Origin of the sequence: Amycolatopsis coloradensis, assembly GCF_037997115.1 — a bacterium.
Classification (GTDB): Bacteria; Actinomycetota; Actinomycetes; order Mycobacteriales; family Pseudonocardiaceae; genus Amycolatopsis; species Amycolatopsis coloradensis_A.
Genome location: NZ_CP150484.1, coordinates 6,188,868 through 6,214,180, shown reverse-complemented (window position 1 = coordinate 6,214,180; position 25,313 = coordinate 6,188,868). Strand labels below are relative to the sequence as shown.

Genomic DNA, 25,313 nt, shown 5'->3' with positions numbered 1-25,313 from the left:
CCATGTCCGCCGAGCTGATCGCCTCGCTGGCCGAACACCCTTGGATCGACGCCGCCGAGGCCGAGGGCGACACCGTGCGGCTGCGGCCCGCCCGCGCCGCCACGGCGGTCCGTCCCGAACCGGGACCGCTGATCTCGGAGTACCTGGAGCATTGGGGGGAGGTCTACGACTTCACCTACACGGCCGGTTCGGGACCGCGAAGCGACGAACCGGACTTCTCCGGGTGGAGCTCCTCGGAAACCGGCGAACCCTTCTCCACCGAGCACATGACCGACTGGGTGGACCGGACCGTGGATCTGGTGCTGGCGGCCCGTCCCCGTTTCGTGCTGGAACTGGGCTGTGGAACCGGATTGCTGGCCCGGAAGCTGGGGCCGCACATCGAAGGATATGTCGGAACCGATGTCGCCCAGGCGGCCGTCGACCGGTTGGCGGCGGAAGCGGGACCAGGCCACGTCCACATCCGGGCGGCGGCCCACGAGGTCGCCGCCCCGGCCGTGCGCGCGGCGATGGCTCGCGCCGGCTTTCCCGCCACAGGCCCGGATTGCGTGCTGCTCAATTCGGTGACCCAGCATTTCCCCAACGTCGATTACCTGACCGCGGTGGTGGTGGACGCGTTACGGCTGCTGTCTCCCGGCGGGATCCTCGTGGTGGGCGACGTCCGGGACGCCCGCTTGCTGGAGGCGCACTGCGGGCGGATCGAGGCCTTGGCCGATCCGGACCCCGCCACCCTGGCGGAGCGCGCCGCGGCCCGTGCGCGGCGGGACGACGAGCTCAACTTCGATCCGGCCACCCTCGCCGAGGCCGCGGCGAAGGCGGGACGCCCGGTGTGCCTCACCGTCCACCCCAAACAGCTGACCGAAGACACCGAGCTGGCGCGGTACCGCTTCGACGCGGTCCTTTCGGTGAGTACCGCGGCCCCCGCCCGCCCCGAATCCGTCCCGTGGCAGGGCATCGCCGATCTCCTGACCGTGGTCGGCTCGGGTCGCGCGGTCCGCGTGACGGGCATCCCCAATCGGTTGCTCTCCGACGACTCCGGCGGTGTCACCGCCCGCGATCTGGCCGACGTGCTCGCGAACCGGGACGCCGTGGTGCTGTTCGACACGCGGGACCCGGCGCGGCTGGAGGTCGTCGCGCCGGCCTCCGCCGCACCGGTCCAGGTGGAAGAAGTGGCCGCGGGAGCCACCGCGCACGAACCGTTCACCCGGTTTCTGACCCGTCGTCTCGGGGAACTGGTGCGAAGCGCCGCACGCAGGCGGAAGACTCCGGCGCCCGCTGTCGTCGTCGACCTCGGCCCGCTCGCCGCGGCGGCGCGTGCGGCCGACGCCGCCGTCGACTCCGCTGATGCCACGAATGTCCCGGCGTTCCTGGGCGAGCTGGACCGGATCGCGTCGCAAGCCATGGCCGCCACGCTGGGAAGGGCACGAGTGGAGGGAACGGCCGACGAGTTCGCGGACGCGCTCGGCGTGGCTGCCCGGCACCGCTGGATCCTGCGGCGGTGGCTGGCCGTACTGACCGAAGAAGGCCTGGTGGTCCACGACGAGCACGGCTACCGGCTGCCGGCTCCGGTGACGCGCGCGGAACTGGAAGAAGCCATCGGTGGTCTCGACCGTGTCCGGGACGGGATGGGCTATCCGCCCGCGATGACGCGGTTCTATCAGAGCGCCCTCCGGTATCTGCCCGAGTTGCTGCGCGACGAAGTGGCGTTGCAGTCGCTGCTGTTCGCCGACGGAGAGACGGACACGGCCGAGGGCGCCTACCGGGACAACCCGGTCAACCGCTACGCCAACGGTGCCGTCGCACATCTGGTGCGGGCTCATGCCGCGTCGTCGGCGGCCGACCGTCCGGTGCGGGTGCTGGAGGTCGGCGCGGGTGTCGGGGGAACGACCGCCGACGTGCTGGCCGCCTTGGCGGGCAGGCCGAAGGACTACCTTTTCACCGACCTGTCCAGGTTCTTCCTGGCCGAAGCCGAAGAGCGGTTCGGCGACGGGGAAGGAGTGCGGTTCGGCGTGTTCGACATCGACGGCGACCCCGCCGTCCAAGGCGTGGCCCCGGGAACCTTGGACGTCGTGCTCGGTGCGAACGTCCTGCACAACTCCCGTGACCTCGGCGCCACCCTGCGGTCGTTCCGGGAGTCGCTGGTTCCCGGTGGCCTGCTGGTCTTCGTCGACACGAGCCGCGAGATCCGGCACATCCTGGCCTCGATGCAGTTCCTGATGTCACCCCGTCCCGGACGGGAACGGGCGGGTTCGGGGGATTTCCGGGCCGGCACCGACCGGATCTTCCCCACCGAAGCGGAATGGATCGCGCGACTGGTGGACGCCGGATTCGAACCGCTGGGCTCGCTGCCCGCGCCCGGGCATCCGCTGCACGCGGTCGGGGTCCAGGTGTTCGCGGCGGTCCGCCCTGCCCGCTGAGGGCGGACCGCCACGCCTCAGGAGCTGAAAGCGGGGCCGAGGCCGGACCGGAACAGATCGCCGTCCATCCACACCGCGGCCCGGACCCCGTCGGCGGCACCGAGCGCGACCAGCGTGGTGGCGTCGGGCAATCCCGGCAGCTTCGCCATGTCGCCCGCCGCGGCGACCCCCGGCACGGTCGTCAGCCCGGTTTCGTCGACCTTGACCGTGCCGTCGGGCAGGATCTCGCAGCCCAGCTGCTCGGCCAAGGTCGACTGCCGTCCGCTGGGCGCGCGGTGGAAGATCGCTTCCCGGCGCAAGGTGCCGCCGTCGGCGAAGCGGATCGTCAGGTCGTCGAGCGTGCCGGTGATCTCGGCGATCTTCTTGTCCACGACGGGAATGCCCCGATCGGCCGCGGTCACGGTGATCCGCTCGGGAAGCGGCGCGGCGCCGTCGGTGCACAGCACCACGTCCTCGCTGAACCGGTCGGCCAGGTAGAGCGCGAGCATCGCCTGCGCGGGCTCGTGGGCCACCACCGCCAGTGATTTGTCACCTGCTTCCCAGCCGTGGCAGAACGGGCAGTGGAACACGCTGCGCCCGAACCGTTCGGCGAGACCGGGGATGTCGAAGGGCTCGTCGACCTGCCCGGTGGCCAGGACGATCCGCCTGGCCCGCACCGTTCCCCGGCCGGCCAGCTCCAGTTCGAAGTCCTCTTTGGTGCCACGGGCGGCGACCACGAGGTCGGTCCGCACCTCCACGCCAGGGTAGGCGGCGAGTTCCTCGCGGCCCGATGCCAGTAGCTGCTGAGGCGAGAACCCGTCCCGGCTGAGGTACATGTGCATTTCGGAAGCCCGCTCGTTGCGGGGCTTTCCGCCGTCCACCACCAGGACCGAGCGCCGTTGCCTGCCGAAGACCAGCGCCGCGCTGAGTCCGGCCGGTCCGCCACCGACCACGACCACGTCGTACATCAGTGTTCTCCTTTTCGCCAGGCCAGTACTCCCGCGGGCGGACCGTCCACCGGTTCGCAACCCGCACCGAGAAGTTCGGTGTTCAGCATTTCTTCGGACACCACGAACGAGGGGAACGACACAGCGTCCTCCGACACCAGCCGGTCACCCTCGTGTACCCGATAGGTCATCGTCCACAACAGACCGTCGCCGTCCACGGTCGCTTCGGCCACCGTGTCGTACCGGCGGCGCCCCAGCACACCGCCCGGGATCGTGCTCGCGGGTACGGCCACCGCGGCCTGCGGCATCGGCACGTCCACCACGACGAGACCACCAGGGGAGAGCCGGGGAATCCAGCGAGCCCACAGGGCCCGGCGATCCGAGGGGGAGAAGTGCGTCAGAACGTTCAGCAGTATTAGCGCGTCCACTTTCCCATCGACGTCGGCTCGCAGCGCGTCTTCGGGGAGCACCGTCACCGGTGGCGCGTCCAGGGACGCCAGCCTGGTGGTCAGGGCCGCGCGCATCACCGCCGCCGGCTCGACGGCGTAGACCTCGCCGTCTTCGGGCAGGTTCGTCAGCAGGGTTTCGGTGAACTGGCCCGTTCCGGAGCCGATTTCCACTACGCGGCGTACGCCCACGAGCAGTGTCGTCAAGGCCGAACGAAGGGCGTCGCGTTGCGCGGTGGGGAAGATCAAGTCGTAGTACTGGGCGTTGACCGCATACCCTTCGGCGCCGGTGGCGTCGGTGATGATCGGTTCAGGGCTCATCGGGTGGTCACCTCGGGAATTTCCAGCGTCGTCACCAGGGGGTCGGCCGCCAGCACGGCGGCCGTTCGATGGGGGTCGAGCACTTCGGCGGCGTGGTGCGCGCCCGGGAGCACCCGCCCCGCGAGCAAGTCCACGGCGGCCGATGCCGCGACCACACCGCTGAGCTCGTAGGAATCGGTCGTCCGCAACAACACTCGTCGGCTGATCCCGCCGGAGCCCGCCGGTGGGCGCGCGTGGGCCAGCACGGCGTAGTGCCGTCCGCATTCGGCCACGTCACGCCGGCCCGCGTCGACGACAGCGTCCACTTGCGCTTCCACGGGCCCTTCCGCGGCCCAGGCCTCGGCCAGGACCTCTGGCAGGTTTTGCGTCGCGTAGACGGTGTAGTTACGCAGTTCGGCCACGTCCAGCGCGGCCGCCAGCGAGGCCGCCTCGGTGGACAGGAACGGCCAGGCGTGCACCCGGCCTGGAAAGCCGGGCAGGGACACCGACCGCAGCGGGGCCAGCGCGTGCTCCACGACAGCTCCGTCCCGCCACACAGCCAGCGCCTGCCCGAACCGGGGACCCCTGGTCATCAGCGTGTCCACCGCCGAAAGCCTGCTGATCTCGACCGAACCGCCGACGTAGACGTCCAGCCGTCCGATCGGTCCGGCCCCGGCCAGCACTCTCGGCAGCAGCCCGGACAGGCCGGGCATCAAGCCCGCCGAGAAGACCGCGGGCAGAGCCTGAAGCTCCGGCGGCGCGTCGGTGATCAGCGCGTCCAGAGCCACCGCGTCCCCGGCCGCGTCCACGTAGCCGGCGCCCGCGCGCAGCGCCGCTCGCGCCACGACGTCGAGCACCCGATACGAGGGACCCGCGCAGTTGACGACGACCGAACACCCGGAGCTGAAGGCCGTCAGGGCGTCCGGTTCGCCGAGATCGACCGCGACCGCCTCGGAGGCGCCGGGGACGGCCCGCGCCCGGTCCGGATCACGGCCACCGACCCGCACCGTGTGACCGGCCGCCGAGAGCCGGTCCACGACCACCCGGCCCACCGTGCCCGCGCCGCCGAGGACACCGATCACGCCGCTCACGCCGTCGCACCGTGCGCGGCCAGCGCCGCCGCCAGCCCGGCGACCGTCGGGTCATCGAGGAACTCCCGTACCGGCACGGGGATCCCGAGACTCTTGGCCAGCCGTCCCAGCGCCCGCACCGCCAGGAGTGAGTCCCCGCCCAGTGCGAAGAACCGGGCCGAGCGGTCCAGCACCGGCACTCCCAGCAACTCCTCCCACAATTCGGCGACGGCCTCTTCCAGCGTCGTCGACAGCGGTCCTTCGGCCACAGTGCGATCCGTGTCGTCGTAACGGCCGAGCAGCAGCCCCGAACCGGTGGCCTCCGCGGGGGAAGGCAGGTCCATCTCCCGGTCCCACCCGTCGCCGTCGGCCAAGGTGCCGACCAGTTCGACCAGTTCGGTGAACGCCGCGTCCACCTGCTCGGTCTCGAACAACTCCTCGACGAGCGAGAACACGATCGCCAATTCCGAGCGAAGCTCGTAGACACGGGCTTCCAAGGCCACCTGAGGCGTCCGCAGCTGGTGGTGGAAATCGCCGAAGTCGAGCGCGCCGAGCGGTCCCGCGGACTCGGGGTGGGCCTCGCCCACCGCCGCGTCCATGCTCAAAGTGCTCTGGAACACCACCGGCGCGACGGGGCGGTGGGTGCCGCGCCTGCGGCCCAGTTCCCGCGACACCTCGACACCGGTGATGAGGTTGTGCGCCGAGTACTCGCCGAACCGTTTCTGCGCGGCCGAGGCGAGTTCGGCGAACGTCGCTCCCGCGGTGAGCTCGGTGGGCAGAAGCATGGTGGCGGAGAACGCGCCCACCACGCGGTGCACGTCGGGATGCAGCGGCAAGCGGTTGAGCTGCAGGGAATTGAGCAACATCCGCCGGTGTCCGGCCCACCGGGCCAGTACCACCGCGAACGCGGTGGAAAGGGCGGTGGACGGCGTCACGTCCCGTGCCGCGCACCGATCACGCAACGCCACCCACCGGCTCGACGGCAGATGGGCCTCCCGGGTGCCCATGGTGCTCGCCCGCACTTCACGCGGGTCCCGGATCAGCGGCAGCGCGGGCGGCTCGGGCATCGTGTCGAGTCGCGACCACCACCACGAACGGTCGGCTTTCCACTCGTCACTGTCGGGCAGGTTCGCGACGGAGTCCACGTAATCGCCGAAGTCCATGCCCAGCGGGGGCAGCACGGCGTTCCAGTCCGCCGCCAGCGCCACCAGTTCCCGGAAGAGGAGCGTGGACGACCAGCCGTCGAACACGAGCAGGCTCATGCTCGTGTGCAACCGCGCGTCCCCGTCCGGCAGCAGGCTGAGCCTGACGTCGATTCCGGGACCACGCAAGGGATCGGGACCGGTGGCCCGCATCTCCGCCCGCACCTTGTCCAATGTGGACTCGACGGTACCGGGATCCGATTCGCGCAGGTCGTACACCGTCGGGGCGGGCACGGCGCCGGGAACTTCCTGCGGCAACACGTGCTGCTCGCCCTCCGCGGTGACACGAGCGCGCAGCATCGACTGGTGCGCCGCCAGCCTGCGTAGCGCGTCGGCGAGCGAATCCTCGGCTTCGTCACCGTCGACGTCGGTCAGCCTGACGTCCACGTAGAAGTGCGCCGACTCGTACGAAAGCTCCCAGCCGTCCTGTTGACCGACGAAGTAGCCCTGTTGCAGCGGGCGCAGGGGGAACGAGGCGTGCGGATCCGCGCGTTTGCGGAGTTCGACGGGCAGCGCGCGGGTCGCTCCGCCGGTTCCCGACCGGCGGCGCACCAGCTCCGCCAGCTCGTTCAGCGTCGTCTCGACCCCGATGTCCTGCAGCGCCAGGACCACGCCGAGCTGTTTGCGGACGAGCGCCGCCATGCGCACCGCGAGCACCGAATCGCCACCCAGCCGCAAGAAGGTCGTGTCCGGGTCGATCGTCCGGTCGCCGAGATCGAGAAGCTCGGCCCAGATGCGGGTCAGGACGGGCGGTACGTCGTCGATCGAAGCGTCTGTGGGCGTGGTCACGGTCTGCGGCTCCTCGCGGGTCGGTCGGTGAGAGCGGCCAGCCCGCGAGGAGCGCGTACACGAGTTTGCTCGGCAGGATCCTGGGGCGGACGGGCCACCCCGGAACCTACACGAAAACGACTATCGTTATCGATATTGTGAGATGTGCCTTGTTCCGCTGGACCGCCACAGGCGACGTGCACCGCCGCCACCATGCGGTCTGCCTTTCCCTGCGGTGGTGTCGTCGCTGGTGAGCTGGAGCCACAGGTTCGCGTAGATCCGTGACCATCCGGTCTTGGAAAAATGTCGCTCAACGTGAGCGTGCCCAGGGCGACCGCTATGTGTGCCGTGTCCGCCACACTGGTGTCGATAAGGCGCCTGGCTTGGAATCCAGGCTTAATCGCCGATGTTCGCCGGCCCTGCCAAAGTGGGAGCGGTGGCAAGCCAGCCTCACGCAGCAATGTATGGCGCGGCGCGGATACTTCGATTGGGGTGTTCTGCAAGGCTGTTGTGGTGGTCGACGCGGCCCGCGTCCGGTCACCGAGTCGAGTGTCGCCGCACTCCGCGATGCAGTCACCGTGCGGTGGCAGCGCGGTGTCGACTTGTTCTCGTTCAGGGGAGGCCTTCACACCTTGGTCAGGACGGCGGCGCTCTGGAAGCCTCCGAATCCGCTGCCCACGCTCAGCACCACGTCCATCTTGTGCTCCCGCGCCGTGTTCGGCACGTAGTCGAGGTCGCATTCGGGGTCGGCGTTGTGCAGGTTCGCGGTCGGAGGAACGACCTGATGGTCCAAAGCCAGCGCGCATGCCGCCAATTCGAGAGAGCCGATGGCCCCGAGGGAATGTCCGATCATCGACTTGATAGAGCTCACCGGGACTCGATACGCGTGGGCGCCGAGACTGCGTTTGAACGCGGCGGTCTCGTGGCGGTCATTCTGTTTCGTGCCGGATCCGTGCGCGTTGACATATCCGACGTCGGTGGGGTCGATTTCGGCCTGCCGGAGCGCATGAGTGATCGCCTCAGCCATCTCGGCACCGTCGGGTTTCAGCCCGGTCATGTGGAAAGCGTTGCTGCGGCTGGCGAAACCCGATACCTCGGCATAGATTCGCGCTCCACGGCGGCGGGCCTCGGTCTTGTCCTCAAGAACCAGTACAGCTGCTCCCTCGCCGAGCACGAAGCCGTCCCGATGCGCGTCGAAGGGGCGCGAGGCGTGAGCAGGGTCGTCGTTGTTCGCCGACGTGGCACGAATCGCGTCGAAACAAGCGGACGTGATCGGTGACAGCGGAGCGTCGGTGGCACCCGCGAGCACCACGTCCGCCGAGCCTTCCCGGATCAACGCCGCTCCGTGCCCGACGGCGTCGAGACCCGAGGTGCACCCCGTCGAGATCAGTGCCACAGGTCCCTCGGCGGCCACGTCCTGTGCGACCTCGACGGCGAGCGTGCTCGGAACCATGTAGCCGTAGAGATGAGGAACGCCATAGGTGTGATCGACCAGCCACCGCCTGCCGTCGTCGGCCAGCACGGCGTACTCCTCCTCCAAGCCCATCGTGCAGCCGACCGCACTGCCGATGGCGACAGCCACCCGTTCCGGTTCGATCGCGGCCAAGGACAACCCGCTGTCTTCCACCGCCTCCCTGGCCGACACGACCGCGAACTGGGCGGCGCGGTCCATCCTCCGGATCTCCTGGGCGGACAGTCCGGCCGCGGCCGGGTCGAAGTCCGCCTCCGCGGCGATCCGGGAACGAAATCCACCGGCGTCGAACAGGGAGATCGGGCGCGTGGCGGTCCGTCCTCCGGACAGGAGATCCCAGTACGCGATGCTGCCCAACGCGCCCGGCGCCACGACGCCGATACCGGTGATGACGGGCGTCCTCTTCATCGGGCCGCTCCGACGTCAGGGCCCGCCTGATCCGGATGTGCCGGCGCTTCGGTGTCCACGTGGCCGAGGTCGGGTCTGGGCGCCAGTGGTGACAAGTGGAACACCACCTCTGCGGGGGTCTCGCCCAGGTTGACCAGCCGATGACGCACGCCGATCGGCACGAGAAGTGATTCCCCCGCGGCGAGCCGTACCGCCTCGCCGTCCAGCTTCATCTCGAGGTCTCCGGCGATGACGTGCAGGAACTCCTCGGAGTAGGGGTGGTAGTGCTCGGTCACCACCTCTCCGGCGGCCAGCCACAACAAGCCGCCGAAACCCGAGGTGGATCCCACGGTTTTCGGACTCAGGGTGACCCGGATGTCACCACCGCGTTTGCGATTGGACGCGACATCCTCGGCGCGCACCTTCGTCGGCTGGATCGTCGTCACGTGGTCTGCCCCTTCTCGGTGGTCCATACGTAGATCGGGTCGGCCATCGCGTCCTTCGGCTCCTGCCAGCCTGGGTCGTACGGCGAGACCAGTTCGGCGAGCGTGGTGTTGAGTTTCTGGTACAGCGGGTGTTTGCGGGCTTGGTACAGGCTGGGCGAGATGTCCTTGTCGGCTTCGACGAGATGGAAGTACAGGTCGTGGAAGGTGAACAGCGTTCGTCGTGACACACCGATCATGTGTGGCAGTTCGGTCGCGTCGGATTCGGCGAAGGCGTCGGCGATCTGCTGTGGATTGTCGGTCCGCAGCTTCGCCACGATCAAGGTGCGGTGCACGGTCGTCCCTTCTGATCGGATTTCGCGGACCAGCCGATGATTCCCAGAGGCGGTGGGGAACATCTGTAGTCGCGCTCGACACGCGGGGTGCTACCAGGGGGCGGGCCGTCTGTTCCGGAGGAGTGTCCCGGAAGGTCCGTCGTCGGAAAGCGTTGCGGCATGGACGATGTCGTCCGCGGACTCCCTCACGGATCGCCGCGCCGACGGCATCATCCTGGTCCGCGTCGGCCCTGGGTTCACCGCGTTCACGAGCACCCCGGTGTCCTTCGTGTGCGCTGCCAGCATCGTGGTCAGCCCGTTGACCGCTGTCTTCGACACCGAATAGCCGGGTGCGCCGGTAAAGAGCCCTCCGTCGAAGGTTCCGGTCCCGCTCGAGACGAAGACCACTCGGCCCCATCCTCTGCTGATCATCCCCGGGACGAAAATCTGAGCCACCCGCCAGCCGCCCAGCAGGTTCACCGCCAGGGTGCGTTCGACGAGATCCAGCGACACGGACAGCGGATCGGTGCCGCCGTCGAGCAGGACACCCGCGTTGCAGATCAGTACATCGACCGCGCCGACCTGCTCCGCAGCCCTTCGTACGCTCTCGGCGTCGGTGACGTCCAGCACCTGGGCCCCGTTCGTCCCTCCGGCCTGTCGTGCGGTGGGCACGACCCTCAGCCCCCGCCGGGAGAGTTCGGCGGCGACGGCTTGCCCCAGCCCTCGGTTGGCTCCGGTGACCAAGGCGGTGCGTTGTTCGGCCATGGTGCTCCTCACTACCTGACTGAATGTCCGGAACACCATGGCCTGGAAGTGTGAGACGCGGCTGGTGCCGTGGTGGAGCCGGGCACCGGGGCGGATCAGGAACCCAGGGATTCCCCAGGCCTCGTCGGTATCCCTTTCTTCGCATGGCTTCCGGCGGAGGGACAGGGTGTGGACGACGCGGCGGTGCCCACCACACGGGCCGAGCGCGGGACGCGGGATGACCGATCGGTCGGCGTGAGGAGAATGCCTCGCTGGTACGTGACTCTGTTCACGAGCGATGCGATGGAGCGGTTCGGTTTCTATGGTCTGCAGGCGATTCTCGTGCTGTATGCGTCGGCGCCGGCGGAGCGTGGGGGCCTCGGCCTCGCCATGGCGGACGCGGCGGCCTTGTTCGGGGCATGGATCGGATTGATGTTCATGTTGTCGCTTGCCGGCGGCTGGGTGGGTGACCGCTGGCTCGGCAACCGGACCGCGCTGCTCGCGGGCTGTGCGGTGAACGTCGTCGGCTACCTCCTCCTGTCCATTCCAGCCGGATGGACGGCCGCCGCGGCGCTGCCCATGCTGGCGATCGGGGGCGCCGTCTACAAGCCGAACCACCAGGCGATGATCAACATGATGTTCGGTGGCAGCCGGAGCAGGGAGGCCGGCATCTCGCTGATGTACGTCGCTTCCCAGGTGTCGGCGCTGCTCGCACCGTTGATCGCCGGCTACCTCGGCGAGCGGGTCAGCTGGCATCTCGCCTTTTTGGCTATCGCCTTGGTGCTCCTGGCCACCACGGTTCAGCTCCGGGTGACCTCCGCCCAGTTCCACGGCGTCGGTGCCACGGCGATCCGGCCGCTCGACGCGCCGGAGCGTCGAACGCTGATACGGCGGCTGGCCCTGTTGTGCCCGGCGATCGTGGTGGTACTGGCTGGGCTCGCGATCGCTGGTCTGCTCAGCGCCGTCGTGGCGATCGGATTGATCGGCCTGCTCAGCGTGGTGACACCGATCATCTGCTATGTCCGGCTACGAGCCGATCCAGCGCTGGAATCGGACGACCGCAGGCGACTGACCTTCTTTCTGTTCGTGTACTTGGGTTCCGCGCTGTTCTGGATGATCGTCGCCCATGCCGCGTCACTCCTGAACTTGTTCGCTAGGGATCACGTCGACCTCGAGGTGCTCGGGTTCGTCATGCCCGCGAGCTGGTTGCAGGCGGCGACCCCGTTGTTCATTCTCCTGTTGGCGCCGGTGATCGCCTCGGCGTTGCCACGTTGGGGAGGACGGCACAATGTCGGCACCAAGTTCAGTGTCGGCCTGCTTCTTGTGGGCGCGGGCTTCCTGGTCATGTCGGTGGCCACTTCGCTGGTGAGCGCCGACGGCACCAAGATCTCGCCCTGGTGGATGGTGCTCGTCTATCTGACGCACGCGTGCGGGGAAGTGATCATCGCCGCGGTGACGATCTCCGCCGCGGCGGACGTACTGCCCGCGGGATTTCTGGGGCGAACACTGGGCATGCTGTGGCTGTTCGCCGGTCTGGGCGGCGGCATCGGCAGTGGCGTGGTCCGGCTCAGCACGGTCATGCCGGAACCGCTCTACTACTCGCTTCTCGGCTCGGCCGCGATCCTTTGCGGGGTCGCCTTCTGGTTGGGGCGCCGCGCACTGACACGCGGTTTGTCCTGACGCGACTCACCGCGAATTCGTGAACCTCTGGGTTCCTCCAAGTCAAGGAGATGATGGTGGATCAGGGATTGTCCGGAAAACGGGTGCTGCTGACCGGAGGCAGCAAAGGAATCGGACGGGCCACCGTGCTGGCGTTCGCCGACGTCGGTGCGACGGTCGTCGCGGGCCACCGTACGGAAGACGAAGACGCGCAGAGCCTGGCCCGGGAACTCAAGGAGCGTGGAGCCGGGCATCGAGTGGTCCAGGCCGACGTCACTACGCGTGCGGGAGCGGCCGCCCTGGCAACAGCCGCGGCGGATACGCTCGGCGGACTCGACGTTCTGGTGAACAACGTCGGTGTGGACGGATCTGCGCCTTTCGAAGAGCTCCCGGAACAGGAATGGCACCGTGTCTTCGAGCACAATGTCACCGCCGCCTACCTGGTCACCCAAGCCGTGCTGGGCCTGCTGGGGGCCGGTGCCGCGGTGGTGAACATCGGATCTTCGGTGGCACAGCGCGGCCGAATCAACGGAGTGCATTATTCCGCCTCCAAGTCCGCGTTGACGGGATTCACCAGGGCCCTCGCGAAAGACCTTGGCCCACAAGGTATTCGCGTGAACCTGGTCGCACCGGGGCTGACCGAGACCGAACCGGGTGCGGGCCTGCCCGCGCCCGTCATGGACCGCATCACCGGGATGACCGCGCTCGGCAGGCTGTGCGGTCCTGAGGACGTCGCCGGCGCTGTGCTCTTCCTCAGCGGAGACACGTCCCGCTACATCAGCGGGGCGACTTTGAACGTGGATGGAGGGATCTGATGTACGCCGCAATCACTTATCGGGTCAAACCGGGCCATGAGACAGAAATCGCCGAGATCTTCGCCGCGTTCCAGCGAGTGGACGACCCCCGATTCCGGGACGCGGACGACAGGCGGGCCGGGCGACTGCTCGGGACCGCCGTGTTCATCAAGGACGACGTGATGGTCCGGGTGATCCACTATGAAGGTGACTTCTCCGCGATCGCCGAGCATATGGCGGGTCAGCGTGGTGTCCACCTGATCGAAGAGAAACTGGCTCCCTATCTCGAGACGCCACGGGACACGAGTACCCCGGCTGCCTTCGGCGCCTACTTCCGTGACGCCACCATGCAGGTCATCTCCCAGTTCTCCGTGGAGTCGCACCCCGCGGCGGGATGAGACCTCGCGATTTCGGCCGTTCAGCGGGCTTGGAGGGAGTTTCCAGGCAGGTCGACCAGTCTTGAGAAGCGATGGAAAACACGCGGGACCGATATTCGGAAAGGTCTTTCGATGAACGCATCTGGTGCGGCCACCAGCCCGGTTATAACGGGTATCGGTGTGGTGGCGCCGACGGGTATCGGCATTGCGGAACATTGGCAATCGGTTCTGGCAGGCAAATCCGGCGTCACCAGGATCACCCGGTTCGACCCTTCGAACTACCCGGTCCGATTTGCCGGGCAGCTGCCGAACTTCCTCGCCGAAGAGCGGGTACCCGGCAGGCTGATCCCGCAGACGGACCGCTGGACACATCTGGGGCTCGCCGCGGCCGAAGCGGCTCTGGCCGACGCCGACGTGCGACCCGCGGAGCTTCCTGACTACGAGATGGCCGTCGTCACCGCGAGCTCGTCCGGCGGCACCGAATTCGGCCAGCACGAGATGGAGCGCCTGTACCTCGACGGTCCGTCGGGTGTCGGGGCCTATCAGTCGATCGCCTGGTTTTACGCGGCGACCACGGGACAGATCTCGATCCGTTTCGGCATGCGTGGTCCCAGCGGCGTGCTGTGCTGTGAACAGGCGGGTGGTCTGGACGCGTTGAACCAGGCCCGCAGACTCGTTCACGGTGGTTCTCGTCTGGTGCTCAGTGGTGGCACCGACGCTTCTCTTTGCCCCTACGGCCTGGTCGCTCAGCTTTCGAACGGGAAGCTCTCCACTGTGGATGATCAAAATCGCGCCTACCTGCCATTCGATGCCGAAGCGAGCGGCTATTTGCCGGGCGAAGGCGGCGCCATCCTGATCGTGGAAAGCGCGCGAAGTGCTCAGGACCGTGACAAGGGATCCGGTTACGGTGCGATTGCGGGCCACGCCGCCGGTTTCGACCCCCCTCCGGGGTCGGCACGGCCGCCGGCACTACGGCGCACGATCGAGCGGGCACTCGCGGACGCGCGCGTCAATCCGGAGGAGGTGGACGTCGTTTTCGCCGATGCCGCGGGCGTGCGGGCAGATGATCTTTCCGAAGCCCAGGCCATCAGCGCGGTCTTCGGTTCGCGTGGGGTGCCGGTGACGGCACCGAAGACGCTGACCGGACGGCTGTACGGCGGAGGCGCATCGTTGGACGTGGCCACGGCGCTGCTCGCGATCAGGGACGGCGTCATCCCGCACACGGTCGGCTCGGCCCGGCTGGCACCCGGCTGCGAACTCGATCTGGTGACCAACCAGCCCCGGGACGGGAGGGTGCGTACCGCGTTGGTCCTCGCGCGCGGTCACGGTGGCTTCAACGCGGCACTCGTACTCACGGATCTCCCCAGGGCCAAGGCGCTGTGAACAGTGAAAGGGACGAGAAGATGACGGACAGGTTCACCTTCGAGGAATTGAAAGAGATCCTGCGCGCGAGCGGGGGAGTCGACGAAGAAGTCGATCTGAATGGTGATATCGCCGATGTCGAGTTCGGTGAACTCGGCTACGACTCGCTCGCCGTACTGGAGTTCGCCAGGCAGGTGGAGCGCCGCTACGGCTTTTCGATTCCGGACTCCGCGATCGCGGAGATGCCCACGCCGGCGAAGGCCGTCGAATTCATCAATGCCCAGTTCGTGGAGGCGAGGATCTGAAATGGCAGGGCACACCGAGAACGAGATCGTCATCGACGCACCCATGGACCTCGTCTGGGAAATGACCAATGACATCGGATCATGGACGCGGCTCTTCAGTGAGTACTCGGAGGCGACCATCCTGGAACGACATGGCGAGACCGTCATNTGGACGCGGCTCTTCAGTGAGTACTCGGAGGCGACCATCCTGGAACGACATGGCGAGACCGTCATCTTCCGGCTTTCGTTGCATCCGGACGAGAGCGGAAAGGTGTGGAGCTGGGTTTCGGCGAGAACACCGGACGCGGCGACCAGGACGGTGCGTTCTCAGCGGGTGGAAACCGGTCCATTCAAGTACATGTGGATCTTCTGGGAGTACCTCCAGACCGAGCGGGGTGTCCGCATGCGCTGGGTGCAGGACTTCGAGATGAAGCCGCAGGCACCGGTCGGTGACGAGGCGATGCGTGAGCGACTGGATGGCAACACGCCGGTGCAGATGCGGTTGATCAAGGACAAGGTCGAAGCGGCCGCACGCGACAGTGCCGCCGTCGGCTGACCCGACCACGTCGGCTGGAGGTGCGCGGTGCTCGAGATCGTGATCCCGGTGGTTCTGCTCGCGAACGGGTTGGCGGCAGGAGTGCTGGTCGGCACCCAGCTCGGTGGCTGGCCCTTGCTCGATACCTTGCCCGCCGCGCGCTATGTGCAAGCGCACGGGTTCTTCTCGACACGCTATGACCCGTTCATGCCCCTCTGCTTCCTCGGCACGGTGCTCGGTGATGGGGTGCTCGCACTGGCGGCGAATCGGGCAGGCGCCCAGGTGCTGTTCGGCGCGGCAGGCCTGCTGGCAGCGGGCACGGTCGTCATCTCCCTGGTGAAGAACGTCCCTGTCAACAAGTGGATTCGCACGTTGGACCCCGAGAACCTGCCGGACGACTTCGCGGAAAGGGATCCGCGGCGGCATTGGGGTGGCTGGAACCGCGCCCGGACCGTGTCGGCGACGTTGGCGCTGCTGGCCAACTGCGCCGCGGTGGGGCTGCTGTTGTGAAAGATCATCGATCCGTTCAGGACGCGGAGGGGAAGATGGATCTCGGTTTGAAAGGCAAGAAGGCGCTCGTCACCGGGGGAACCCGGGGAGTGGGCCGTGGCATCGTGCTGGCTCTCGCGAGGGACGGCGTCGACGTCGTCACGTGCTTCCGCCAGGACAAGGAAGCGGCCGCCTCGCTCGAACGGGCACTCGAGGAGATCGGCGGTGCGCACCACGTGTTGCCCGCGGACCTCGCTGATCCCGCGCAGGTCACCGATCTGCTCGGCGAATGCAAGTCGCGGTTGGGCAGACTGGACATCGTGGTCAACAACGCCGCCGCGATCAGCCACGTCCCGTACCTGGAATTGGACGTCGCCGAATGGCAGCGCATCGTCGACACCAACTTGACCGCGGTACACCTGGTTGTCCAGCAGGCGTTGCCACTACTCACCGCCGGCGGCTCGGTGATCGGGATCAGCTCGAAGTCCATCGAGGTCGGCATTCCGTTACGGGCGCACTACACCGCCACCAAGGCGGCGTTGCACGGCCTGAACCGCACACTGGCGCGGGAGTTCGGTCCGCAGGGAATCCGGTTCAACGTCCTGTCGCTGGGCATGATCCACACGGAAGCCTTGGAGGCTCTGCCTGCCGAGCAACGCGACGCGATGGTCACGCGCTACTCGGATAAGACTTCGCTCGGCAGGCTCGGTTCTCCGGAAGAGGTCAGCGACGTGGTGCGGTTCCTGGCCAGCGATCTGGCCAGGTACGTAACCGGTGGGGTCATCCCGGTGGACGGAGGGATCTCGTGACGGGCGACGCTTTCCGCGTGATGCTGCGGATGCAGATCAACCCCGGCGCCGAAGGCGACTTCGAGCGGGTTTGGCTGGAGATAGGCGATTCTGTGACCTCCCACCCCGCCAACCTCGGACAGTGGTTGTCCCGGTCCGAGGACGAAGGCGTCTACTACATCGTCAGCGATTGGGTGAGCGAGGCGCTGTTCCGTGAGTTCGAGACCAGCGACCGCCATCTGGAGCATCGGCGGAAACTGCACCCGTTCCGCTCCGGCGGCTCGATGACCACCATGCGCGTGGTGGCGTACCTGCCGGGCACGGCGAGCACCGAGTCCCATCACGACTGGGAACGAGCGCGGTGAGCGGCGGAGTGCGGGTCCTGTTGTACCACGCGACCGAGGATCCGGACCGGATCGAGGCCGCCTACCACGAGGCCAGTGTCCGGCTGGCCGGCGTCCCCGGACTGCTCGGCAACGAGCTGCTGCGGTCCACTTCGGACCCGAGCGGGTTCGTGGTGGTCAGTTCGTGGAGCGATGTCACCGCCTTCGAGGAGTGGGAGCGTGGACCGGAGCACCGGGCCCAGACCGCACCGTTGCGTCCGTTCCGGGACACGCGGTTGTCCAGGCCGTTCGACATCTACCAGGTGCGAGCCACCTACTGAGCAGGAGAGCCGTCATGCGGTCACCCGTACCCGAGCGCCGCGAGCGGGAACAACGATCCCGTCGGGCGTGGAGCAGGGCAGGCGGGATGTTGGTGTGGTCGCTGGGGACCCTTGGCGGCTGCATGGGCGGACTCGTACTCCCGTCCGATGACCGCGATCAACCGTCATCGGCCCGGGTCTCAAGGGAGGGAAGGACCTCATGACGGCCACCATGGATGCCGCCGACAGCGTACAGCGGGAGCCGGAACCCGAGTGGGTGTCCTGCGCACGGTGCCGGATGCTGTTGTACGGCAAGCGCTTCGCGCGGTCGGCCAAGGTCTGTCCCGGCTGCGGCTGGCACAGCAGGCTGACCGTGCGTGATCGGCTCGATTCGTTACTGGATCCAGGATCGGCGAGGCCGTTGAAACCTGCGGCGGCGGTTCACGATCCCCTGGCTTTCACAGACCTGGTGCCCTACACCGAGCGGCTGGACCGTGCCCGGCGGGAAACCGGTCTGGAGGACGCGGTCCAGGTGGTGTCGGCGACGTTGAGCGGTCGCCCGCTCGTCGTGGCGGCGATGGACTTCCGGTTCCTCGGCGGCAGTCTCGGCTCGGCCGCGGGAGAGGCGATCGTGACCGCCGCGGAAGCCGCGCTGGCAGGCAGGATGCCGCTGCTCGTGATCACCGCGTCAGGCGGGGCACGAATGCAGGAGGGGGCTCTCTCCCTGATGCAGATGGCGAGAACCAGCAACGCCATGGCCGCCCTCGACGAAGCGGGCCTGTTGACCCTCACCCTTGTCACCGACCCGACCTTCGGCGGGGTGGCGGCGTCGTTCGCGACCTTGTCGGACGTGATCGTCGCCGAACCAGGCGCGAGGATGGGGTTCGCCGGGCGCAGGGTCATCGAGCAGACCATCCGGGAGAGCCTGCCCGAGTCGTTCCAGACCGCCGAGTTCCTGTTCGAGCATGGTCTGATCGACGGCGTCTCTCCTCGGAAGGAACTGCCGCAGCTGTTGGCGGTCCTGGTGGGCGCGGCGGCGCCGCCCGCGGACGGCTGGAGTGACGGTGTACCGGACCCTGTGCTGCGAGACCCGGAAACCCTGTCTTCTCCGGCCATCGACGAGGTGGTCCGGCGTGCCCGCGTCCTCGGCAGACCGACCACTCTCGAGCATCTCGCGAACTGGACCGACGGTTTCGTCGAACTGCACGGGGATCGCGCCGGGCACGACAGCCCGGCGATCGTGGGCGGGCCGGCCGAGCTCAACGGCCTGCCGGTGATGGTGATCGGCCACCAGAAAGGCCGTACCACCGAAGAACTCGTGCGGCGAGATTTCGGGATGCCGTCCCCGGCCGGCTACCGCAAGGCGATCCGCTTGATGCGGCTGGCCGCCAAACTGGGGATACCGGTGGTCACCCTGGTCGACACCCCTGGCGCACATCCGGGGCCGGAGGCAGAGCGGACCGGGCAGTCGAACGCGATCGCCGAATGCCTGCGGGTCATGGGCGGGCTCCCGGTGCCGGTGGTCACCGTGATCACCGGGGAGGGCGGCAGCGGCGGCGCGCTGGCGCTGGCCGTCGCGGACCGCGTCCTGTTGTGCGAGAACGCCACGTACTCGGTCATCAGTCCAGAGGGGTGTGCCGCCATCCTCTGGCGCAGCTCTGCTCCGCCTGCCGTGTCAGCCGCCGCCGAGGCGCTGCAGGTGGGGGCGAAGTCGCTGCTGTCCCTGGGGGTGGTGGACGGAGTGGTGCCCGAGCCGCAGGGTGGCGCGCACCGGGATCCGGCGGCGGCCAGCGCGCTCGTACGTGACGCAGTGGTCTGCGCGCTGCGTGAACTGCACGGGCGGGACAGCGACGCTCTGGTGGCGGCGAGGCGTGCGAGGTTCCGGCGATTCGGCTCGGCCGAGGTCCGCCCGAAGACCAGGGAGACGGTGAAATGATCGAAAGGCATCCCGAGTTCACTGCGAGCCGGGATCTGTCGGATGTGCTGGGGTTCGAGACCGAAATGCTCAAGCTCGGCGCCGAGGACGCGATGGAGATCCTCTGCCGCAGCCTGGCCGAGGTCGTCACCTCGACCGAGCGGGTGCCGAAGCGCGCGAGGGTGCGGCTGGGCAGCGCGACCATCGATGTGGAATGGCCGGTCGTCGAAGGCGGGCGACCACCTTCCGACGTGGAGCCGGCGAAGCCCTCCGCGGCGTCACCTGCGACCGAAACTCCGACGATACGCACGCCGGTGGTCGGCACCTGCTACCTCGCGCCGGAACCCGGTGCGAAGCCGTTCGTGGCCGTCGGTGACGTGGTCGAACGCGGTCGGCAGGTGGCGATCGTGGAGGCGATGAAGCTGATGAACCCGATCGTCGCGGACCGAGCGGGGCGGGTGACCCGGATCCTCGTCGCCGACGCCGAGCCTGTCGAGTACGACCAAGCACTGATCGCCATCGAACCCGAGGTGCCGGAATGAGCTCGCTGCCGCGGCCGATCGGGAATCGGCGTACCGAACCCGTCTTCAAGACCCTTTTGGTGGCCAATCGGGGCGAAATCGCTCTCCGGGTGGTTCGGACCTGCCGCGAGATGGGCATCCGCACGGTGGTCGCGCACTCCACGGTCGACAAGGAGTCGGCCGCCGTGCTCGCCGCCGACGAGGCGGTCCAGATCGGCCCGGGTGCGGCCAAACACAGCTATCTGTATCCACCCGCGCTCATCGAGGTCGCGTTGCGGACCGGGGCGGAAGCGGTTCATCCCGGTTACGGTTTTCTGTCCGAGGACCCGGATTTCGCGGAGATCTGTGTGAGTAACGGGCTCGCCTTCGTCGGCCCGCGACCCGAAGTAATGGCCCGGCTGGGGGACAAGTCCTTGGCCAGGCGCCTGATGAGCGAGGCCGGCCTGCCGCTGCTTCCCGGGACGACGAAGCCGGTGAACGGGTCGGCCGAGGTCCTCGCCGAGGCACGGCGAATCGGCCTGCCGTTGATCATCAAGGCATCGGCGGGCGGGGGCGGCCGGGGAATGGCGATCGTCCGAGAGTGGGCGGAGTTGCTGCCGACCTATCGGTCGACCAGGGCGACCGCACGGGCGGTGTTCGGCGACGAGCGGGTGTACCTGGAACGTTTCTGGCAAAACGCCAGGCATGTCGAGATCCAGCTGCTCGCCGACGAGCACGGCAACGTCGTTTGCCTCGGCGAGCGGGACTGCTCCGTGCAGCGGCGTCACCAGAAGCTCGTCGAAGAGAGCCCCGCACCCGGCTTGGCCGCAGGGCTGTCCGGAATACTCGCCGAAGCCACGGCCCGAGGGGCGCGAGCGGTCGGCTACACCGGCGCGGGCACCTTCGAGTTCCTGGTCTCCGGTGAAGAGGCGGCCTTCATGGAGGTCAACTCGCGTATACAGGTCGAGCATCCGGTGACCGAAATGGTGACCGGTATCGATCTCGTCCGCGAACAAATCCTGGTCGCGGCGGGCCTGCCGCTCTCCCTTCGGCAAGAAGACGTGAAACCGCGTGGCGTCGCGGTGGAGTGCCGGATCAACGCGGAGGACCCCAGCCGGAACTTCGCCCCCTGCCCCGGCAAGCTCGTCGAATTCTCCCCGCCCGCCGGCCCGTTCGTCCGGGTCGACACACATGCCTATCCCGGCTGGCGCGTTCCGCCGGACTACGATTCCTTGCTGGCCAAGGTGATCGTGTGGGCGCCGGATCGGGCACAGGCGCTAGCCAGGATGGACCGCGCGCTGGCCGAGTTCCGGATCGGTGGTCCTGGTATCCACACGACGAGGGACGCGCTTCGTGAGATCATCCGGAACCCGTCCTTTCGTGAGGGCACTCACGACACTTCGTTGCTGGAACGAATGGCCGACGTATCCGTCACGTCGGCGAGTTGACCCCGAACAAAGGAGTCCACAATGCCCATCACAGCGATCAGATACGGTATCAAGGCCGGTTGCGAAGAGCAGATCGCCGAGATCTTCGCCGACTTCAAACGCACTGGCTCGCCAGTGGTGCTCGACGACGATGGCAACGAAGTCGGGCGCATCTTGTCGACCGCTGTGTTCATCGAGAACGACATCATGGTGCGATTCGTCGAATACGAGGGTGAACTTGCCGACATCGCGCGATTCATGGCGACTCAGCCTGGAGTGCGCGAGGTCGAGCGCAAACTCAAGCCCTACCTCGCCCGGCCGAGAGACACGGGATCGGTCGAAGGATTCACCAAGACCTTCGAGAGGAGCACCATGCGCTGCATATCCCAGCTCTCGGCCGACAAGCCAGACGTCCCTTGATGACCGCCACGGTGGCCGACCTGCTCAGCGTGCTTGCCCTGATGGGCAGCGGAACGGTGGCAGGCGTGCTGTTCGCGGTCGCCCTGAGTACCTTGCCCGCGTTGATCGCGATGCCGCCCGGCCGCTACGTCTACGCGCAGAAAATGCTCGGGCGCAATTGGGACCCCACCATGCCCGTACTGGTGCTGAGCTCGACCCTGATCGAAATCGTGCTCGCTGTATTGATGCCGGGAACGGCCGCGGTTCTCCTCTTCGGCGGCGCGGCTGTCTCGCTGCTCGGAGTGTCCGTGGTCTCCCATTGGTGCAACGTGCCGATCAACCGGCAGACAAGGGAACTGGATCCGGATCGGATGCCCGACGACTGGCATGATCCGCGACCCCTGTGGCGCCGATGGCATTTCCTGCGCACCGCGCTGGCGATGCTCGCTCTGGCGTGCACCGCAGTCGCTGTCACCATCGCCTGATCACACTGACGCGTTTGGAGGAAGTCCGATGAAGCTCGGGGTGAACATCGCGCCGAACGGCGCACCGGCGGTGGCGTCGGCCGCGGAACGGCTCGGCTACGACGTCGCGTTCGTTCCCGAGGGCTACCGTACGGACGCCATCAGCGTGCTCGGGATGCTGGCCGGGCGAACCGAACGGATCGGTCTCGCAGCCGGTGTACTCCAGATTCCCGCGCGTTCGGCAGTGATGACCGCGATGACGGCGTCCACTTTGGAGACCTTGGCCCCTGGGCGTGTCCGGCTGGGACTCGGAATCTCCAACGCGCATATCTCCGAGGGATGGCACGGTGTCCGATTCGATCGCCCGCTCCGCCGTACCAGGGAGTACATCGAGATCGTACGGCTCGCGTTGAACGACGAGCCCGTGCGATATCGAGGCGAACTCAACGAACTGCCGCTTCCGGATGCACGAGGTGAACCCTTTCGGCAATTCGGCTCGGCGCACGCTGCGGCCGTACCGATCTACCTGGCGGCCATCGGACCGCGCAGCCTCGAACTGGCGGGCGAGGTCGCCGATGGCTGGTTCGGTGTATTCTGCTCACCGGACCGGATCACCGAATCGCTTCCCCACATCCGATCGGGGCGGGACAAGGCGGGTCTGCGAGACAAGGGATTCGAGGTCGCTCCCTCGGTACCCGTCGTCGTCGGCCGGTCGCCGGACGAGGCGGCGGACGCCGTCCGGCACTACATCGCACGGTTCGTCAGCCTCGGTAGCAAAGAACACAGCTTCTACCACAGCCTGATGAAAACCATGGGGTACCCGAACGAGGCCGATGAGGTGCACGATCGGTATGGCGCCGGTGATCACGCAGGTGCCGCCGCAGCCGTGCCATTCGGGTTCATCGACGCGACGGCCTTGCTCGGGCCCCGCGAACGGATCGCGGAAAAGATGACCGCGTACGCCGAGGCGGGAGTGACCACACTGGCCTTGTCGCCGTTCGCGCGCGCGATCGAGGAACAACAGTTCATCTTGCGTGTCGCCGCTGAAGCGCTGGACCGCGCAGGGCTCGCCTGACCGCCTTCGTAAAGGAGCGCGCCATGTCAACGGAACTCACCGGGCTCACGTTCCCGTTCCCGCAGCCACCCGAGTTCACCCTGCCCGCCGAGTTCACCCGGTTACGCGCGCGGCAACCGGTCACCGAGGTGACCCTGCCGTCCGGGGACCGGGCCTGGCTGGTCACCCGGTACACAGACGTCCGCAAGGTTCTGGCTGACGCCAGGTTCAGCCGCGCGGCCGCCGAACTGCCAGGTGGCCCGCGGATGGGGAACACCAGTCCTGGCCCGGAAACCATCCTCGGTATGGACCCGCCCGATCACACCAGGCTGCGCCGGCTGGTCGCGCCGGCCTTCACCACCCGCCGGATCGAGGCTTTGCGGCCCCGGGTCGAAGAACTTGCGAACGAACTGATGATCGAGGTGGCGAGTGGCCCTCGGTCCGCCGACCTGCTCGGGCAGTTCACCGCCGCGTTGCCGAGCAAAGTCATCTTCGAACTGCTCGGTGTGCCCTATTCGGATTTCGGGACGCTGCACGGCTGGACTGACGTGATCTTCAGCCTGTCCTCGCACTCTCGCGACGAGGTGAGGGCGGCGCGAGCGAGTATCGAGCGGTTCCTCGTCGAGTTGGTCGCGGAAAAGCGCGCTCACCCGGCCGACGACCTGCTCAGCGTCCTGATCGCCGCTCGCGACGAGCAGGACAAGCTGTCCGAAACCGAGTTGGTCAGCTTCGCGCTGATCTTGATCACCGTCGGCCATATGAGTACCGCGAGCACGTTGAGTACCGCACTGTTCACTCTGCTCCGCCTGCCCGAGCAGATGGCGCGACTGTACGCCCAGCCCGACCTCGTTCCGAGCGCCATAGAAGAACTGCTGCGGCACAACACTTTCGCGCTGACCGGTACTCAGCTGAGGGTGGCACTCGAGCACGTTCGGCTGGGCAACGTCACGATCCGCGCCGGAGACGCCGTGCTGGCCGCGCTCGGCTCGGCCAACCACGATACCGAGGTATTCGACCGGCCGGACCGTGTCGATTTGACTCGGTCGCACAATCCGCATATGGCCTTCGGCTACGGAATCCATCACTGCCTCGGTGCGCAACTGGCGAGACTGGAGATGCAAGAGGCTCTTTACGCACTTATGCGCAATATTCCGGGCACCCTCCGGCTGGCGGTGGCGCCTGCGGAGGTCGAACTCAAGACCGGACTGACGGCCCGTGCGCTGGCGAGTTTGCCGGTGCGTTGGTGACACGAAACCGTCAATGAATCACGCACTCCTCCGGCGGTTGGTTCGAGTTCCTGAAAAATCCTTAAAGTGCGCCCGAGTCCTCGGCGCCTTGCTAAATTGAGCCATGCAGGGGCACGAACCATTATCACCAGTGATCACGGAGGGGATATGTCCACTCAGGAAGAGGATCTGGCGCCGGCGAGAGAGGCGGAAGCCGACACTGATCTGAGAACCCGCCCACAGAGTCCGGAAGGGACCTGGGCGGTGCGAGTGACTTTCGCGGATGGGACGCGGAACGAACGCGGCTTGTTCGCCTTCACCGCCGAAGGGCTGCTCATCCAGACCAACACCGGCAGTCAGACCACCGGGATCGGAAAATGGAGGCGGACCAGGGAGGGGTTCCGGTTCACCTTCCGCGAGCAGGCCTTCGACGACGACAACGAGTTCGCTTTCGACGTGCACGTGGACCACGAAGGAAGGCTTACGTCGGGGGACACATTCACCTCGCATGGAACCGGTACGGCAGTGGACGCCGATGGGCAGATAGTGCGGGTCTCGGAGACGACGGTGACCGCCGAGCGCTATTGAACCGGCGGCTTCCGGACGGCGGCCGCTACCTCTGGAACAGCTCGATCGGCGAGGTGAACACCGCGNCCGCCTTGTGGATGTCGGCGAGCGACACCGAACCCTTGCCGGTCCCTTGGTCGAAGAACGACTCGGCACGAGCCACTGATTCCCGCTCACCGTCCGGCACGTCGGCCTCGAAGAAGATCGCCTCCACTGGGCATTCCGGCACACAGGCGCCGCAGTCGATGCATTCCACCGGGTCGATCACCATCTGCGCTCCCGAGTCGTGGATACAGTCGACAGGGCACACGTTCACGCACGACCGGTCTTTGACGTCGGTGCACG

The 25,313-nt window shown here is 67.4% G+C and carries 28 protein-coding genes; 19 read left to right on the top strand and 9 right to left on the bottom strand.

Annotation, left to right across the window (positions count from 1 at the left end):
• Window positions 1–2: 2 nt before the first annotated feature.
• Entirely contained in the window at window positions 3–2,414 is a 2,412-nt protein-coding gene (locus LCL61_RS29100) for a class I SAM-dependent methyltransferase (protein ID WP_340682704.1), read from the top strand.
• 17 nt (window positions 2,415–2,431) lie between these two features.
• Here LCL61_RS29100 and LCL61_RS29095 read toward each other — a convergent pair whose 3' ends face one another.
• The 8 genes from LCL61_RS29095 to LCL61_RS29060 form a co-directional block, all read right to left on the bottom strand.
• Window positions 2,432–3,361, bottom strand: a complete 930-nt coding sequence (locus tag LCL61_RS29095) for an NAD(P)/FAD-dependent oxidoreductase (protein ID WP_340682703.1) — start codon at window positions 3,359–3,361, stop codon at window positions 2,432–2,434.
• Window positions 3,361–4,107 (bottom strand): class I SAM-dependent methyltransferase, encoded by a 747-nt coding sequence (locus tag LCL61_RS29090; RefSeq protein WP_340682702.1) that lies wholly within the window; start codon window positions 4,105–4,107, stop codon window positions 3,361–3,363. Before LCL61_RS29090 ends, LCL61_RS29095 begins: the two co-directional genes overlap by 1 nt.
• Window positions 4,104–5,177, bottom strand: coding sequence for a saccharopine dehydrogenase NADP-binding domain-containing protein (locus tag LCL61_RS29085; protein WP_340682701.1), 1,074 nt, complete (start codon window positions 5,175–5,177; stop codon window positions 4,104–4,106). Before LCL61_RS29085 ends, LCL61_RS29090 begins: the two co-directional genes overlap by 4 nt.
• A complete protein-coding gene (locus LCL61_RS29080; protein ID WP_340682700.1) occupies window positions 5,174–7,147 on the bottom strand; it encodes a phosphopantetheine-binding protein in 1,974 nt (657 codons plus the stop codon). The genes LCL61_RS29085 and LCL61_RS29080 overlap by 4 nt, the downstream gene beginning before the upstream one ends.
• 604 nt (window positions 7,148–7,751) lie before the next feature.
• Window positions 7,752–9,005 carry a beta-ketoacyl-[acyl-carrier-protein] synthase family protein gene (locus LCL61_RS29075; RefSeq protein ID WP_340682699.1) on the bottom strand — a complete coding sequence of 418 codons (1,254 nt, stop codon included), beginning with the start codon at window positions 9,003–9,005 and terminating at the stop codon, window positions 7,752–7,754.
• A complete protein-coding gene (locus tag LCL61_RS29070) occupies window positions 9,002–9,430 on the bottom strand; it encodes a cupin domain-containing protein (RefSeq protein ID WP_340682698.1) in 429 nt (142 codons plus the stop codon). Before LCL61_RS29070 ends, LCL61_RS29075 begins: the two co-directional genes overlap by 4 nt.
• A complete protein-coding gene (locus tag LCL61_RS29065) occupies window positions 9,427–9,762 on the bottom strand; it encodes a TcmI family type II polyketide cyclase (RefSeq protein WP_340682697.1) in 336 nt (111 codons plus the stop codon). The genes LCL61_RS29070 and LCL61_RS29065 overlap by 4 nt, the downstream gene beginning before the upstream one ends.
• A 90-nt stretch (window positions 9,763–9,852) precedes the next feature.
• A complete protein-coding gene (locus LCL61_RS29060) occupies window positions 9,853–10,506 on the bottom strand; it encodes an SDR family NAD(P)-dependent oxidoreductase (RefSeq protein ID WP_340682696.1) in 654 nt (217 codons plus the stop codon).
• Window positions 10,507–10,674: 168 nt separating this feature from the next.
• Here LCL61_RS29060 and LCL61_RS29055 point away from each other — a divergent pair, with 168 nt between their 5' ends.
• From LCL61_RS29055 to LCL61_RS28970, 18 genes are all read left to right on the top strand, one after another.
• Window positions 10,675–12,165 carry an oligopeptide:H+ symporter gene (locus LCL61_RS29055; protein WP_340682695.1) on the top strand — a complete coding sequence of 497 codons (1,491 nt, stop codon included), beginning with the start codon at window positions 10,675–10,677 and terminating at the stop codon, window positions 12,163–12,165.
• A 50-nt stretch (window positions 12,166–12,215) separates the two neighbouring features.
• On the top strand, window positions 12,216–12,959 hold the full coding sequence (locus LCL61_RS29050) for an SDR family NAD(P)-dependent oxidoreductase (protein ID WP_340682694.1): 744 nt from the start codon (window positions 12,216–12,218) through the stop codon (window positions 12,957–12,959).
• Window positions 12,959–13,336 (top strand): SchA/CurD-like domain-containing protein, encoded by a 378-nt coding sequence (locus LCL61_RS29045; protein ID WP_340682693.1) that lies wholly within the window; start codon window positions 12,959–12,961, stop codon window positions 13,334–13,336. The genes LCL61_RS29050 and LCL61_RS29045 overlap by 1 nt, the downstream gene beginning before the upstream one ends.
• Before the next feature lie 111 nt (window positions 13,337–13,447).
• Complete coding sequence (locus tag LCL61_RS29040; RefSeq protein WP_340682692.1) at window positions 13,448–14,698, top strand: ketosynthase chain-length factor; 1,251 nt, start codon at window positions 13,448–13,450, stop codon at window positions 14,696–14,698.
• A gap of 20 nt (window positions 14,699–14,718) precedes the next feature.
• Window positions 14,719–14,982 (top strand): acyl carrier protein, encoded by a 264-nt coding sequence (locus LCL61_RS29035; RefSeq protein ID WP_340682691.1) that lies wholly within the window; start codon window positions 14,719–14,721, stop codon window positions 14,980–14,982.
• 1 nt (window position 14,983) lies between these two features.
• Window positions 14,984–15,517: an SRPBCC family protein gene (locus LCL61_RS29030; RefSeq protein ID WP_340682690.1), complete on the top strand. Its 534-nt coding sequence runs from the start codon at window positions 14,984–14,986 to the stop codon at window positions 15,515–15,517.
• Window positions 15,518–15,544: 27 nt separating this feature from the next.
• Window positions 15,545–16,006, top strand: coding sequence for a DUF1772 domain-containing protein (locus LCL61_RS29025; protein WP_340682689.1), 462 nt, complete (start codon window positions 15,545–15,547; stop codon window positions 16,004–16,006).
• Between the two features lie 35 nt (window positions 16,007–16,041).
• A complete protein-coding gene (locus tag LCL61_RS29020) occupies window positions 16,042–16,794 on the top strand; it encodes an SDR family NAD(P)-dependent oxidoreductase (protein ID WP_340682688.1) in 753 nt (250 codons plus the stop codon).
• Window positions 16,791–17,138, top strand: coding sequence for an antibiotic biosynthesis monooxygenase family protein (locus LCL61_RS29015; RefSeq protein ID WP_340682687.1), 348 nt, complete (start codon window positions 16,791–16,793; stop codon window positions 17,136–17,138). The genes LCL61_RS29020 and LCL61_RS29015 overlap by 4 nt, the downstream gene beginning before the upstream one ends.
• A complete protein-coding gene (locus tag LCL61_RS29010) occupies window positions 17,135–17,437 on the top strand; it encodes an antibiotic biosynthesis monooxygenase family protein (RefSeq protein ID WP_340682686.1) in 303 nt (100 codons plus the stop codon). Before LCL61_RS29015 ends, LCL61_RS29010 begins: the two co-directional genes overlap by 4 nt.
• A gap of 199 nt (window positions 17,438–17,636) precedes the next feature.
• On the top strand, window positions 17,637–19,352 hold the full coding sequence (gene accD / locus LCL61_RS29005; RefSeq protein ID WP_340682685.1) for an acetyl-CoA carboxylase, carboxyltransferase subunit beta: 1,716 nt from the start codon (window positions 17,637–17,639) through the stop codon (window positions 19,350–19,352).
• On the top strand, window positions 19,349–19,873 hold the full coding sequence (locus LCL61_RS29000) for an acetyl-CoA carboxylase biotin carboxyl carrier protein (protein WP_340682684.1): 525 nt from the start codon (window positions 19,349–19,351) through the stop codon (window positions 19,871–19,873). Before accD ends, LCL61_RS29000 begins: the two co-directional genes overlap by 4 nt.
• Entirely contained in the window at window positions 19,870–21,279 is a 1,410-nt protein-coding gene (locus LCL61_RS28995; RefSeq protein ID WP_340682683.1) for an acetyl-CoA carboxylase biotin carboxylase subunit, read from the top strand. Before LCL61_RS29000 ends, LCL61_RS28995 begins: the two co-directional genes overlap by 4 nt.
• A 21-nt stretch (window positions 21,280–21,300) precedes the next feature.
• On the top strand, window positions 21,301–21,678 hold the full coding sequence (locus tag LCL61_RS28990) for a SchA/CurD-like domain-containing protein (RefSeq protein WP_340682682.1): 378 nt from the start codon (window positions 21,301–21,303) through the stop codon (window positions 21,676–21,678).
• A complete protein-coding gene (locus LCL61_RS28985; protein ID WP_340682681.1) occupies window positions 21,678–22,142 on the top strand; it encodes a DUF1772 domain-containing protein in 465 nt (154 codons plus the stop codon). The genes LCL61_RS28990 and LCL61_RS28985 overlap by 1 nt, the downstream gene beginning before the upstream one ends.
• Window positions 22,143–22,170: 28 nt before the next feature.
• On the top strand, window positions 22,171–23,196 hold the full coding sequence (locus tag LCL61_RS28980) for an LLM class flavin-dependent oxidoreductase (protein ID WP_340682680.1): 1,026 nt from the start codon (window positions 22,171–22,173) through the stop codon (window positions 23,194–23,196).
• A 23-nt stretch (window positions 23,197–23,219) separates the two neighbouring features.
• Complete coding sequence (locus LCL61_RS28975) at window positions 23,220–24,422, top strand: cytochrome P450 (RefSeq protein ID WP_340682679.1); 1,203 nt, start codon at window positions 23,220–23,222, stop codon at window positions 24,420–24,422.
• A 243-nt stretch (window positions 24,423–24,665) separates the two neighbouring features.
• Window positions 24,666–24,989, top strand: a complete 324-nt coding sequence (locus LCL61_RS28970) for a hypothetical protein (protein ID WP_340682678.1) — start codon at window positions 24,666–24,668, stop codon at window positions 24,987–24,989.
• A gap of 25 nt (window positions 24,990–25,014) precedes the next feature.
• On the opposite strand, the gene LCL61_RS28965 is transcribed toward LCL61_RS28970, so the two are convergent.
• Window positions 25,015–25,239 (bottom strand): 4Fe-4S dicluster domain-containing protein, encoded by a 225-nt coding sequence (locus LCL61_RS28965; RefSeq protein ID WP_425341942.1) that lies wholly within the window; start codon window positions 25,237–25,239, stop codon window positions 25,015–25,017.
• Window positions 25,240–25,313 lie beyond the last annotated feature (74 nt).